At 72.1% G+C, this 12325-nt stretch carries 11 protein-coding genes; 9 read left to right on the forward strand and 2 right to left on the reverse strand.

Annotation, left to right across the window (positions count from 1 at the left end; all coding sequences use genetic code 11):
- Positions 1-46: 46 nt before the first annotated feature.
- From ACZ7LE_RS19155 to ACZ7LE_RS19180, 6 genes are all read left to right on the forward strand, one after another.
- On the forward strand, positions 47-1432 hold the full coding sequence (locus ACZ7LE_RS19155) for a glycoside hydrolase family 125 protein (RefSeq protein WP_470404837.1): 1386 nt from the start codon (positions 47-49) through the stop codon (positions 1430-1432).
- The gene (locus ACZ7LE_RS19160; protein WP_470404838.1) at positions 1429-2316 is read left to right on the forward strand and encodes a carbohydrate ABC transporter permease; all 888 of its coding nucleotides are present in this window, start codon (positions 1429-1431) and stop codon (positions 2314-2316) included. Before ACZ7LE_RS19155 ends, ACZ7LE_RS19160 begins: the two co-directional genes overlap by 4 nt.
- Positions 2313-3251, forward strand: coding sequence for a carbohydrate ABC transporter permease (locus ACZ7LE_RS19165; protein ID WP_470404839.1), 939 nt, complete (start codon positions 2313-2315; stop codon positions 3249-3251). Before ACZ7LE_RS19160 ends, ACZ7LE_RS19165 begins: the two co-directional genes overlap by 4 nt.
- A gap of 26 nt (positions 3252-3277) precedes the next feature.
- Complete coding sequence (locus ACZ7LE_RS19170; RefSeq protein ID WP_470404840.1) at positions 3278-4531, forward strand: ABC transporter substrate-binding protein; 1254 nt, start codon at positions 3278-3280, stop codon at positions 4529-4531.
- Positions 4532-4614: 83 nt separating this feature from the next.
- The gene (locus ACZ7LE_RS19175) at positions 4615-5706 is read left to right on the forward strand and encodes a glycoside hydrolase family 76 protein (RefSeq protein ID WP_470404841.1); all 1092 of its coding nucleotides are present in this window, start codon (positions 4615-4617) and stop codon (positions 5704-5706) included.
- 36 nt (positions 5707-5742) lie between these two features.
- Positions 5743-6837 (forward strand): GntR family transcriptional regulator, encoded by a 1095-nt coding sequence (locus tag ACZ7LE_RS19180; protein ID WP_470404842.1) that lies wholly within the window; start codon positions 5743-5745, stop codon positions 6835-6837.
- 43 nt (positions 6838-6880) lie between these two features.
- Here the strand turns inward: ACZ7LE_RS19180 and ACZ7LE_RS19185 are convergent, their stop codons facing one another.
- Positions 6881-7807, reverse strand: coding sequence for a VOC family protein (locus ACZ7LE_RS19185; RefSeq protein ID WP_470404843.1), 927 nt, complete (start codon positions 7805-7807; stop codon positions 6881-6883).
- Positions 7808-7863: 56 nt separating this feature from the next.
- Positions 7864-8442: an NADPH-dependent F420 reductase gene (locus tag ACZ7LE_RS19190; RefSeq protein ID WP_470404844.1), complete on the reverse strand. Its 579-nt coding sequence runs from the start codon at positions 8440-8442 to the stop codon at positions 7864-7866.
- A gap of 122 nt (positions 8443-8564) precedes the next feature.
- Between ACZ7LE_RS19190 and ACZ7LE_RS19195 the strand changes: the two genes are divergently transcribed.
- The 3 genes from ACZ7LE_RS19195 (at position 8565) to ACZ7LE_RS19205 (ending at position 12244) form a co-directional block, all read left to right on the forward strand.
- On the forward strand, positions 8565-9383 hold the full coding sequence (locus tag ACZ7LE_RS19195; protein WP_470404845.1) for a MarR family winged helix-turn-helix transcriptional regulator: 819 nt from the start codon (positions 8565-8567) through the stop codon (positions 9381-9383).
- A gap of 281 nt (positions 9384-9664) precedes the next feature.
- Positions 9665-11578 carry a glycoside hydrolase family 76 protein gene (locus tag ACZ7LE_RS19200; protein WP_470404846.1) on the forward strand — a complete coding sequence of 638 codons (1914 nt, stop codon included), beginning with the start codon at positions 9665-9667 and terminating at the stop codon, positions 11576-11578.
- A 177-nt stretch (positions 11579-11755) separates the two neighbouring features.
- Positions 11756-12244, forward strand: coding sequence for a heme-degrading domain-containing protein (locus ACZ7LE_RS19205; RefSeq protein ID WP_470404847.1), 489 nt, complete (start codon positions 11756-11758; stop codon positions 12242-12244).
- Positions 12245-12325: the final 81 nt, after the last annotated feature.

Below are 12325 nucleotides of genomic sequence, written 5' to 3' on the forward strand. Positions count from 1 at the left end.
CCGGCGGGCACCAGAAGAACGACGCAGACCGAACGATGGGGTTCGAATGAGCTACGTGACAGGCAGCGCGGCACCGGCGTCCGGTACCGCGCTCTACGACCCGGACGTCCTGGCGGACCTGGTCGCGCGGGTCGGGGAACGGCTCGGCGCCGAGGTGGCGGACGCCGTGGGGCGCTGCATGGCGGACACCCTGGCGCGGACCATCACGCCGCACCCGGACGGCACCGCCTTCGTGATCACCGGCGACATCCCGGCGATGTGGCTGCGGGACTCGACGACGCAGCTCGCGCCGTTCCTGCACCTGGTCGGCAGGGACGAGCGCCTCGCGGACACGATCGCGGCCGTCTCGCGGCGGCAGCAGGCCTCCATCCTGCGCGACCCGTACGCCAACGCGTTCAACGACGGGCCCACCGGCGCCGGCCACCGGGACCGCACGGGCGGGCCGGGCCCGGACGGCCCGGAGAGCGGCCAGTCGCCGTGGGTCTGGGAGCGCAAGTACGAGATCGACTCCCTGGCCTACCCGCTGCAGCTCGCCCACGACCTGTGGCGCGCGACCGGCCGCACCGACCACCTCGCCGACCTCGGGCAGGTGGGGCGCACGGTCATCGATCTGTGGCGCACCGAGCAGCGGCACGCGGAGGCGTCGTCGTACACCTTCGAGCGCACCGACTGCCCGCCCACCGACACGCTCGTGCGCGGCGGTCGCGGACCCGAGGTCTCGTACACGGGCATGACCTGGGCGGGCTTCCGCCCGAGCGACGACGCGTGCACCTACGGCTACAACGTGCCGGGCAACGCGCTCGCGGCGACGGCGCTCGGGCAGCTCGCGGAGCTCGCCGCCGAGGTGCTGCACGACGCGGACCTGGTGGCCCGGGCGAACGACCTGCGCGGCGAGATCGAGCGCGGCATCCGCGAGCACGGCGTGGTGCCCGGGCCGGACGGCGTGCCGGTGTACGCGTACGAGGTGGACGGCCGGGGCGGTGTGCTCCTGGCCGACGACGCCAACACACCGAGCCTGCTCGCGCTGCCCCTGACTGGCTGGTGCCGAGCGGACGACCCGCTCTACACCGCGACCCGCGACCTGGTGCTCAGCCCGGCCAACCCGTACTACTACAGCGGCTCGGCGGCATCAGGCATCGGCAGCCCGCACACGCCCGAGGGGCACGTCTGGCCCATCGCACTCGCGATCCAGGGGCTGACCAGCACGGACCCGGCGGAGCGCCGCGCCCTGCTGGACCTGATCCTGGCCACCGACGACGGCACGGGCGCCGTGCACGAGTCGTTCCATGCGGACGACCCGGGTACCTGGACCCGCGAGTGGTTCTCCTGGGCCAACGCCATGTTCTGCGAGCTGGCGCTGGAGACGGCGGGCCTGCGCACCCACCGCCGTCCGGCACCGGAGCCCGTGCCCGCACCGGAGCCGGCGCCGTGAGCGCCGCGGTGAGCGCCACCCGGCGCCAGCAGACCATCAGCGCCTGGATCTTCCTGGCGGTCCCGGTCGTGCTGTTCGTGATCTTCCTGCTGCTGCCGGTGGTCATGGCGATCGGCCTGAGCCTGACCGACTACGCCGTCATCGGCGACTTCGAGTGGGTGGGCCTGGACAACTACGCCCGGATCGCGGGCGACCCGATCTTCTGGGTCGCCGTGCGCAACACCGCGCTCTACACCGTGCTGTACGTGCCGGCCGGGCTGCTGGTCGCGCTCGGCACCGCGCTGCTGCTCAACCGCAGCACGCGCACCGCCCGCGTCTTCCGCACCCTGTTCTACATCCCGGTGGTCTCCTCGACCGTGGCGACGGCCGCCATCTGGTTCTGGCTGCTCAACCCGCAGTACGGCCTGCTCAACGCGGCGCTCGGCTGGTTCGGCATCGACGGGCCGGCGTGGCTGTACGAGTCCCGCTGGGCCATGATCGCCATCGTCATGATGAGCGTCTGGGCCGGTTTCGGCGCCAACATGATCATCTATCTCGGTGCGCTCCAGGGCGTGCCCGGCGAGCTGGTCGACGCCGCCCGCGTGGACGGCGCCGGTGCCTTCCGGGTGTTCTGGCACGTGACCCGGCCCTCCATCTCGCGCGCCACGTTCCTCATCCTCACGCTGCTGCTCATCGCCGCGTTCCAGGTGTTCGACCAGGCGTACGTGCTGACCAAGGGCGGCCCGGGCAACTCGACCCTGACCCTCGTCTACTACATCTACGACCGGGGCTTCGGGCGGCTGGAGATGGGCTACGCCTCGGCGCTGTCCTTCGTGCTGTTCCTGGTGATCCTCGTCTTCTCGGTCGCCAACGCCCGCGCCACCGGACGGGAGAACGACCGATGAGCGCCCTGGCGACCGCACCGGCGCCTGCCCCGGCGCCGGTCACGCAGCAGCTCACCACGACCCGGCCCCTGACCGCCCGCGTGGTTCTCGGGAGGTCCGTCTGGACGCTCGCCGTCGTCCTGATCTCCGTCACCACGGTGATGCCCCTGATCTGGACGCTGTCCACGTCGCTCAAGCCCGAGGGCGAGATCCTCTCGTCCTACCTGCAGCTCGTGCCGGACAACCCGACGTTCGCCAACTACGTGGCCCTGTTCACCGACGGCCCGTTCGGCCGGTACCTGGCCAACTCGGCGGTCATCGCGCTGGGCGGCGTGGTCACCAACCTGTTCTTCGGGGGCCTGGCCGGGTACGCCCTGGCCAAGCTGCACTTCCGCGGCCGCGGCGTCGTCTTCTCGCTGTTCCTCGGCTCGATGATGGTGCCCGGCATCATCACGATGGTCCCCACGTTCCTGGTGCTGCGGCACTTCCCGCTGGCGGGTGGCAACGACCTGTTCGGCGAGGGCGGGGCGGGCCTGATCAACAGCTACGGCGCCGTGCTCGTCCCGTTCGCCGCCGGGCCGTTCGCCGTCTTCTTCATGCGGCAGTTCTTCCAGGCGCTGCCCGACGAGCTCGGCGACGCCGCGCGCATCGACGGCGCGAGCGAGTTCCGGATCTTCTGGAACATCTACCTGCCGCTGGCCCGCGCGGGCCTGGCGGTGCTGGGCGTGCTCACCTTCCAGGCCGGCTGGAACAGCTTCCTCTGGCCCCTGATCGCGCTCAACGACCCGGAGATGCTCACCGTCCAGGTGGGCCTGGCCGGGTACGTCAACGAGTACCAGACGCAGTACGGGCCGCTGCTGGCCGGCACGATCCTGGCGAGCCTGCCGGTCCTGCTGGTCTTCGTGGTCGCCCAGCGCTACATCATCGAGAACTTCGCCCACTCGGGGACGAAGTGACCAGCACCCTGCAAAGGAGCAGAGTCATGAGGTCTGCAGCACGTATCACCGGGGCCCTCGCCGCGGCAGCAGTCATGGTGGGCGCCCTGGGCGCCTGCGGGAGCGCGTCGGACGGCGGCTCCGGCGGCGGTCCGGAGGAGGTCACCTTCTGGGGCTCCTGGTCGGGCGCCCAGGCCAAGCAGCTCCAGGCGCAGGCCGACGCCTTCAACGAGGCCCAGGACGAGTACGAGGTCACGTACGTCGGCCAGGAGCTCGTGGAGGAGAAGCTGCTCACGGCCCTCGCCTCCGGCAGCGTGCCCGACGTCGTCCTCTGGGACCGGTACAACACCCCGCTGTACGTCCCCAAGAACGCCCTGGCGCCGCTCGACGAGTACCTCGCGGCGGACGGCGTCGACACCGCCCAGTTCTACGACCAGGCCATGGGCGAGCTCGTGGTCGACGGGGAGACCTACGGGCTGCCCCTGCTCGTGGACAACCGGTCGCTGTTCTACAACACCGAGCTCCTCGCGGACGCCGGCGTCGAGCCGCCGACCGACTGGGACTCCCTGAAGAAGGCGGCCGAGGCGGTCACCGAGCGTGACGGGGGCAAGCTGTCCGTCGCAGGCTTCGCCCTGGACGACCCGGGCCTGTTCAACATCTGGTTGCGCCAGGCGGGCGGCCAGATGTTCTCCGACGACGGCGCCACCACGGCGTTCAACAGCCCGGAGGGGCTGGAGGTGCTGGAGTTCTGGCAGGGCCTGCTGGACGCCGGCGTGTACGAGCCCGGCTTCGGCGAGGGCGTCGACTCCTTCGCGGAGGGCTCCACGGCCATCAAGTACGACGGGCCGTGGGCGCTGACCGCGCTGGACGAGGCCGAGGTGGACTACGGCATCGTGCAGCCGCCCGTCGGCCCCGACGGCGACCAGGGCGCCGGGATGGGCGGGTTCGGCCTGGTCATCCCGCAGGGCGCGCAGAACCCGGACGGCGCCTGGGAGTTCATGAAGTGGTGGACCACGCAGCCCGCCAACGGCGTGGACTTCGCCAAGATCTCCGGCTGGATCCCCGCGAACATCGAGGCCGCCAACGACCCGTACTTCACGGAGGACGACCGGTACCAGGCCTTCATCGAGACGATGGAGTACGCGCAGGTCCGCTCCAACATCCCCGGCGCGTCCGACGTCGAGGGCAAGGCCCTGATCCCCGCCCTGGAGAAGTTCCTGGGGGGCGAGACCGACGCCGCCACCGCGCTGCAGGAGGCGCAGGAGCTGGGCGACCGGATCCTGGCCGACAACGCGCAGTGACCCCGCCGCGTGCCGCCCGCCCCGACGAGGCGGGCGGCACGCCCACCCCCGCGCGTCCCGGACGCGCACGACCTAGGAGACCTGTGAACGCCTCGCACGCCCTGTCCGAGAACGACCGGCCCGGCAACCCCTGGCCCGCCCGCGCCGACCTGGCCCAGCGCGGCCTGGACCACTTCTTCGGCGCGCCGGAGCCGCAGCAGCTGGACAACACCTACCCCGCCGGGGACAACTCGACGTTCAACTACTGGTGGCTGGCGCACGTCGTCGACGCGCGGCTCGACGCGTATCTGCGCACGGGGGAGCAGGAGTGGCTCGCGGCGGCGGAGGCGACCAGCGCGAACCTGCGCTCGCGGAACGACGGCTCGCTGTTCAACGACTACTTCGACGACATGCTCTGGTACGCGCTCGCCCTGGAGCGGCTGGCACGGGCGACGGGGCGTGCGGAGCCCCTGGACGACGCCCGCGCCATCTGGGCGCACGTCGTCGAGCACGGGTGGAACGAGACGCACGGCGCGAGCGTCGCCTGGCGCAAGCAGCAGCCGTACTACAAGAACACCCCGGCCAACGGGCCGTTCGCCATCCTGTCCGCGCGGCTGCACGGGCACGACCCGGACCCGCGGTACCTGGACCACGGCACGGTCGCGTTCGACTGGATCACCGCCACGCTCGTGGGCCCCGACGGGTTCGTCGAGGACGGCATCAACCGCGAGGGCGACGGCCGGATCGACACGCAGTGGCGGTTCACCTACAACCAGGGTCTGTACGTGGGTGCGGCGGTCGCGCTCGACGCCGTCCTGCACCGGCCGGAGCTCGTGGCCGCGGCCGTGCGGACCGCGACGACGGCGGTCGCCGAGCTCGCGCCCGACGGCGTGGTCGGCAGCGAGGGCTCCGGCGGCGACGAGGGCCTGTTCAAGGGCGTGCTCTACCGCTACCTGGGCACGCTGCTGGGCCGCCTCGGCCCGGACTCGCCCGACGCCGCGCCGCTCGTGGACTTCGTCCGCACGAGCACCGACGCGCTGTGGTCGACGGGGCAGCGGGACGGGTCGCTCCTGGCGGGCGACGACTGGCGCCGTCCCGCCGAGCCGCCGGTGTACTACTCGACCCAGCTCAGCGCCATCATGGCCCTGGAGCTGCGCGCCGCGCTGGAGACCGGATCGGACGCCTGGTCACGGTAGATTCATCGGTCATATCCATTCGGTGAAGGGGCATCAGTGAGCCAGCCGCTCTACCTCGAGGTGTACGAGAAGCTCCGCGACGCGATCCACACCGGCACGTACCGCGTGGGCGACCGGATGCCCGCCGAGGCCGAGCTGACCAAACAGCTCGGGGTCAGCGCGATCACGCTCAAGCGCGCCATGGACCTGCTGCGCGACGACGGCTACATCACGCGCCGCCCGCGGCTCGGCACGGTGGTGGTGAGCGAGACCGCCACGAACGCCCTCGGCCCGGGCGGCGGGCCGAGCCCGCTGATCGGGTGCGTGCTGACGGACTTCGACGACACGTTCGGCACCCGCGTCCTGGCGGGCCTGCTCGACGCGTCGGGCACCACGGCCAACCTCGTCATGAAGCGCAGCCTGGGGGACGGCGAGGCGGAGGGCGACCTGGTGCGCTCGCTCGTGGCGGACGGCGTCCAGGGCCTGATCCTGGAGCCGAGCTCGTCGCAGTACGTGCCCCCGGCCGTGCTGGAGCTCATCACGCAGTCGTTCCCGGTGGCGATCCTGGACCGGGTGTTCGACGGCGTCCCGGTGTCGTCGGTCTGCTCCGACAACGTCTCGGCGGGCCGTCAGGCCGCGGAGACGCTGTTCGCCGCCGGGTACGACCACGTGGGCCTCGTCTCGGCGACGAGCACGGTCTCCACGGTGCAGGACCGGCTCGACGGGGTCGTCGACGCCCACGCGACCCGGAACGTGCCGTTCGACCCCGCGCACCAGTTCCGGCAGGTCCGTTCGACGGTGCCGGGCAGCGGCGTGGCGCCCGACGACGACATCGCCGCCCTGGAGAAGTTCCTCGCCGCCAACCCCGGGCTGACCGGGCTCGTGGCGACGGAGTACAACATCGCCGTCCTGCTGCGGGAGGCCGCCCACCGGGCCGGGCGCGACGTGCCCGGCGACCTCGGCATCGTCTGCTTCGACCACCCGGACGCGTTCTACGACCAGGCGCGGTACCGGTTCACGCACATCCGGCAGGACGAGGCGCGCATGGGGGCGGAGGCGGTCCGACTCGTGCTGGACCAGCTCCGCGACCCCGGGCAGGTGACCAAGCTGTCGCTGCCCACCGAGCTGGTGCCGGGCAGCTCGACGCGCTGAGGGCCGGCCCCGGGTCGGCCCAAGGGTCAGGCTGCTCGGGGGCCTATCGCGTCAGCAGGTCCTCGGCGGACGCCCCCGGCACGGCGACGGTCACCTGGGTGTCCCACGGGTCGGCGACGGTGACGGAGCGGCCGTCGTCGGCGAACGGGACCGACACGGCCCGCAGACGGGCCACCAGGGCGTCGAGGTCCTCGCGGCCGGGCACGGTGATCGCGACGTCGCCCAGCCCGAGGCTCGCGGCACGCGGCCCGGCACCCGCACTGTTCCAGGTGTTCATCGCGATGTGATGGTGGTACCCGCCCGCCGAGGCGAACAGCGCGCCGGGGATGTCGGTGAGCGTGGTCTCCAGGCCCAGTGCGTCCACGTAGAACGATCTCGCGGCGGCGACGTCGCCCACCTGCAGGTGCACGTGGCCCACCCGGCCGGACCGGCTGGGCGCGGCGCCCAGATCCGCCTCGGTCAGGTGCGAGCGCAGATACGCGTTGGGGTCCAGCCACACGGTGTCCATCTTGATCTGGCCCCGGTCGCGCACCCACTGCTCGCGCGGCCGGTCCGTGTAGAGCTCCACGCCGTTGCCCTCGGGGTCGGTGAAGTAGAACGCCTCGCTGACCAGGTGGTCGCTGGAGCCCGTGAACGTGCCGCGGGCGTCCTGCGCGGCGCGGTAGACAGTGGCGGCGAGCGCCGCGGCGTCGTCGAACAGGAAGGCCGTGTGGAACAGCCCGGCCTGCCGGTGGTCGCCCGTGGGCAGGTCGGGCGTGTGCACGAGCCGCAGCAGCGGCGTCGTGCCCCGCCCCAGGACCCGGTGCACCTCGCGGCCGCTGCCGCGCTCCTGCAGCGGTTCGAGCGCGAACGCCGAGCCGTAGTAGGCGGCCATGGTGTCGAGGTCGCCCACGCGCAGCGTGACGGCGTCCATCGCCAGGGCGGGGGAGATGATGCGGTCGTCGACGGCGGGCGGGTCGGTCGGGTTCATGGGGTGCTCCAGGTCCGGGGCGGGGTAGGGGTGCTCGTGTCGGGTGCGGCGAGCGGTCAGCGGGCGACGGCGAGGCCGCCGGTCCAGGGGAGCTGCTCGCCGACGGCGAGGGTGAGCTGCAGGAAGCCGATCGCCTCCAGCTCGTGCGCGCGCTCCAGCGAGCCGGCGTCGATCGCGGCGAGGCCGGAGGACGTGACCGCCGAGATCAGCGCCTGCTTGGCGGCGGCGTCGTCCCCGGCGACCAGCACGGTGGTGGGCAGGGCGCCCACCTGCTTGGCGCCGAGCGTGGCGGCGAACGTGGTGTTGAAGGCCTTGAGCACGTGGCTGGCGGGCAGCTTGGCCTGGAGCTCGGCGGCGGCGGAGGATCCGGCGGGCACGACCAGCGAGTCGAAGGTCTCGAAGTTCAGCGGGTTGGTGATGTCCACGACCACCTTGCCGGCGAGCTGGGTGGCGTACGCCGACGCGATGCCGTCCAGCGCCGCGTAGGGGACCGCGAGGACCACGATGTCGCCCGTGATCGGAGCGGTGCCGACCTCGGCCTTGGCGACGTGGGCGACGTCGTGCCCGCCCTCGGCGAGGACGCCGCCGATCGCGTTCGCCATCGCGCCGGTGCCGATGATCGTGATGCTGGCCATGGTGCTACTCCCTTGGATCTGCCCGTTCCCTGGATGAGGGCCGCGGGCCGGTTGGTTGTACCTACAAGCACTGACCATAGACCGCTTTAGTTGTAGGTGCAACCAACTGTTAGGATGGCGACATGGACGAGCGCGAGCTGAGGTACCCCGAGCGGGTCGCGGTCGCGCGCCTGCACGCCCTGCTGGAGCTGCTGCCGACGGCGCTCGACAAGCGCATGCAGCCCGCCGGGCTCACGTCGTTCGAGTTCACGCTGCTGGAGGCGCTCGCGGAGACGGGCGACGGCACGCTCCGGCTCAGCGCCCTCGCGTCGCGCACCAACGCGACGCTCGCGCGGCTGTCGCGCGTGGTCACCGGGCTGGAGCGCAAGGGGCTCGTGCGCCGCGCGCCGTGTGCCGAGGACGCGCGGGCGACCAACGCGGTGCTGACCGACCGCGGCCGCGAGGTCTACCGGGACGGCACGCCGCTGTACGCCGACGCGGTCTCCAGCATGATCCTGGACGGGCTCACCGAGGGCGACGTCGACGACCTGGCCCGGCTCGCGTTCGCGATCCTGACCCGCCTGGACCCCGACCGTCGGCTGGCGGTGACGTCGGCGGCGGGGGTGTCCGTGTCGGAGGCGGCGGGGTCGGGGGTGCCGGCAGCGGGGAGGTCGACGTCGGGGGATCCGGCGGACGACTGCCCGGCGGACCCGGCGCCGGCGGCCCGCGCGGCATCGGCGGACGACTGCCCGGCCGACCCGGCACCGGCGACCCGCGCGGCGCTGGCGGACGACTGCCCGGCCGACCCGGCGGACCTCGCCGTGGACGCGCGCCCGGCCGAGTCGCGGACCTCGGCCGACCCGGACTCGGCCGACCCGGACTCGGTTGACCCGGACTCGGTTGACCCGGAGCAGCTCGCCGCCGAGGCGTGCCCGGCCGACCCGGCCCCGTCGCGCCCGTAAGCCCGGCCGAAGTCAAGGTGCGCTTCTACCTAGCCATTGGGCCCGAAACGAGGCTGATTTCGGGCCCAATGACTGGGTAGATGCGCACTTCTGGTGGGCGTCCCCGTCGAGGGTGGGGTGTCGGGTTCAGCGGGTGCTCGTGCCCCCGATGTGCTCTCGTCGGCGACGACGCCGACACCGCTGTCATCGAATGGGTGTATTTCATCCTATTGTCCTGTAGGTTTTGGGTGAAATCACGAGCGCCTGGGGGCAACGTCGCGCCCAGGGGGAGGAGCCCATCGATGTCGATGTTGCGTCGTACCCGACGTGTCCTGCTGGCCATCGCTGTGATCGCCGGCCTGCAACCAGTCGCCCTGGCCCACGCCGGGCCGCCACCCACCGAACCCACGGCCGTGTCGGTGGACGACGCCGACGCTGCGACCGCCGTCGCGGACGCGCGGGTCTCCGCCGACGTCCTGATGGACTCCTACGACCAGCAGAAGGCATGGTTCGCGTCGAGCTGGTGGAACTCCGCCGTCGCGCTGCAGACCATCGGCGACTACATGGCCCGCACGGGCGACCGGCGCTACCTCACCGAGCTCGACCACAGCTTCGAGACCAACAAGGGCCCGTTCCCGGCCGGCGAGCGGTCCACGGACGAGATCTACGGCAACTTCACCAGCCGCGCCATCGACGACTCCGGGTGGTGGGGGCTCAACTGGGTCACCGCCTACGACCTGACGGGCGACGAGAAGTACCTCGACATGGCGGTCACCATCGGCGAGTTCATGAACGAGTTCTGGGACACCAGCACCTGCGGCGGCGGCATCTGGTGGAACGAGGAACGCACCTACAAGAACGCCGTCACCAACGGCCAGTGGGTGCGCCTGACCGCCGAGCTGCACAACCGGCTCCCGGGCGACACGCTCTGGCTGGACCGCTCCCAGGAGGCCTGGGACTGGTACGTCGGCAGCGGGATGATCAACGCGAACGGCCTGGTCAACGACGGGCTGCGCGACGACTGCAGCAGCAACAACGACACGGTCTGGACGTACAACCAGGGCCTCGGCATCGGCGCGGCGCTGGAGCTGTGGCGGGCCACGGGCGACCCCGAGCTGCTCGACACCGCGACGTACCTCGCCGACTCCGCGCTGGAGTCCGACGTGCTGGTCAGGAACGGCGTCCTGACCGAGTGGTGCGAGGCGGCCGGGCGGAGCTGCGACGACAACCAGAAGCAGTTCAAGGGCATCTTCCAGCGGTACCTGATGGAGCTCGCCGACGCCACGGGCGAGCCGGCGTACACGCAGTTCGTCGCCGACCAGGCGGCGTCCGTCTGGGCCAACGACCGCGACGTCGTCGGCCGGCTGGGCCTGCGCTGGGCCGGCGGCACCGCCGAGCAGCCCAACGTGTTCGACTGGCGCACCCAGGCCAGCGCCCTGAGCGCGCTGATCGCGGACGTCCCGCGGGAGCAGCCGCGCCGCACCCTCTCGGCCGCCGCGTCGCCCGCCGTCGTCGCCGTGATGCCGAGCACCGGCCAGGCCACGCGGGTGGGGCTCGACGTCGGGGTGGCCGCGACGTCCGCCCGCCCCGAGGCACTCCCCGTGACCGTGCGGACCACCGGGCCGCGGGGCTGGAAGGTCACCGCGGACCGGACGCTGCGGCTCAACCCGTCCGGCCACGCCGACCCCGCGCGGGCCACCGTCCCGGTGGACGTGCGGATCCCGGCCGGCACCGCCGACGGCAGCTACCCGGTGAGCGTGACCGTCACCGCGCGGTCGGGCCTGACCTACACCGCGCGCGCGGAGGTGCTGGTCGCGGCCGTCGTCGACTTCGCCGCCGGGTCACCCGAGGAGATCCCCTGGCTGTTCGACGCCGGCGGCTCGGGCTTCAGCGGGGGCGGCAGCAGGTACGCCGACGGCGAGAGCGCCTTCGTCTACCGTTTCCCGTTCCCCGCGGGCACGACGTCGGCACAGGCGACGCTGACGATCGACAACCAGTACGTCGTCGAGGTCAGCCCGGACGGCGCGAGCTGGACCACGGTCCTGGCCGAGGACGAACAGATCCGGGACGGCTCCAACCGGGCCGAGCACACCCTCGACCTGACCGAGCACCTCGGCGCCGACAAGGCCGCCTACATCCGCGTGTCCGACGCGTTCCCGGCCGACGGCTGGGGCGGCGGCGTCTACCACGTGTCGGCCACGTACGAGGCGTCCTGACCGGTCCGCCTGAGGGGCTGCGCGGGGGGCCGCCCGGTCTGTCCGGTTGACCCGCCGTCGACTGACCCGCCGTCGACGTCCCCTTTGAGGCCCGGGTTTCTTCGCTTTGAGCCGGCTCAAAGCGAAGAAACCCGGGCCTCAAAGGGGACGGGGTCGCGGGCAGGGCAGGATGGGCCCATGAGCGAATCAGATGTCACCGCGATCATCACCGAGGTCGAGGCCCAGGAGGCCGAGCTGGTCCTGCCGACGTTCACGAACGACGACGCCTGGCGGCTCGGCAGCCTCCTGGTCGAGCTGGCGGTCGAGCGCGACCTGCCCGTGACGATCGACATCCGCAAGGGCACGCAGCAGGTCTTCCACGCGGCGCGGCCCGGCACCACGCCCGACAACGACTCGTGGATCAAGCGCAAGGTGCGGGTGGTCTACCGGTTCGGGGCGTCCTCCTACCTCGTGGGCCTGCGGGCCAAGGCCAAGGGCACCGACTTCAACGCCGACCACGGGCTGCTGTTCCAGGAGTACTCGGCCCACGGCGGCGCCTTCCCGGTCCGCGTTGCGGGCGTGGGCATCGTCGGCGTCGTCACCGTGTCCGGGCTGGCGCAGCAGGACGACCACGCCCTCGCGGTCGAGGCCCTGCGTGAGCTGGCCGAGGCTCCGCCGCGGGTCTGAGGCCCGGGCGGGACGGCCGAGCGGCAGGTCAGCGGCGGACCGTCAGTGCAATTCGGGTGGTCGGCAGAATGTCAGGTGGTC

Source organism: Promicromonospora sp. NPDC110617 (genome assembly GCF_055598465.1).

Bases quoted from the DNA above. Each gene is read 5' to 3' on its own strand.
- ACZ7LE_RS19155 (WP_470404837.1), top strand. From the start codon at position 47: ATGAGCTACGTGACAGGCAGCGCGGCACCGGCGTCCGGTACCGCGCTC.
- ACZ7LE_RS19165 (WP_470404839.1), top strand. From the start codon at position 2,313: ATGAGCGCCCTGGCGACCGCACCGGCGCCTGCCCCGGCGCCGGTCACG.
- ACZ7LE_RS19170 (WP_470404840.1), top strand. From the start codon at position 3,278: ATGAGGTCTGCAGCACGTATCACCGGGGCCCTCGCCGCGGCAGCAGTC.
- ACZ7LE_RS19185 (WP_470404843.1), bottom strand. From the start codon at position 7,807: ATGAACCCGACCGACCCGCCCGCCGTCGACGACCGCATCATCTCCCCC.
- ACZ7LE_RS19190 (WP_470404844.1), bottom strand. From the start codon at position 8,442: ATGGCCAGCATCACGATCATCGGCACCGGCGCGATGGCGAACGCGATC.
- ACZ7LE_RS19195 (WP_470404845.1), top strand. From the start codon at position 8,565: ATGGACGAGCGCGAGCTGAGGTACCCCGAGCGGGTCGCGGTCGCGCGC.
- ACZ7LE_RS19200 (WP_470404846.1), top strand. From the start codon at position 9,665: ATGTCGATGTTGCGTCGTACCCGACGTGTCCTGCTGGCCATCGCTGTG.
- ACZ7LE_RS19205 (WP_470404847.1), top strand. From the start codon at position 11,756: ATGAGCGAATCAGATGTCACCGCGATCATCACCGAGGTCGAGGCCCAG.